Origin of the sequence: Stenotrophomonas sp. A3_2 (genome assembly GCF_036624925.1) — a bacterium.
In the GTDB taxonomy this organism is placed as follows: Bacteria; Pseudomonadota; Gammaproteobacteria; order Xanthomonadales; family Xanthomonadaceae; genus Stenotrophomonas; species Stenotrophomonas hibiscicola.
In genome coordinates, this window is record NZ_JAZKVY010000147.1 from 1 (window position 1) to 352 (window position 352).

Below are 352 nucleotides of genomic sequence, written 5' to 3' on the forward strand. Positions count from 1 at the left end.
ATTTCGGCATCGCAGGTCAGCACGGAGCGTATCTTCATGACCTCGACGCCGGCCTTTTCGATACGCTCGACTTCCGGCTCGGTGATGAGCGTGTTGCGCGTGACGAGCACGGCGCCGGTCGCCGGATCGGGAACATCCTCCGCCGCGGTGCGGCCCAGGATGCGCTCGCCGAGCGAGCTGACGATATCGCCGCCATCCATGACGGGGCGCACGGTGAGACCGCGTTCGGTGCCGCAATCCTGCTCCACGATGATGCAGTCCTGCGCCACGTCCACGAGGCGGCGGGTGAGGTAGCCGGAGTTCGCGGTCTTCAGCGCCGTGTCCGCGAGGCCCTTGCGGGCGCCGTGGGTGG

General features: G+C 68.2%; 1 protein-coding gene. It reads right to left on the reverse strand.

The window, feature by feature from the left end:
• Positions 1–352 (reverse strand): hypothetical protein (locus tag R5H29_RS03960; protein WP_332328790.1); only part of this gene is annotated, 352 nt, incomplete at both ends.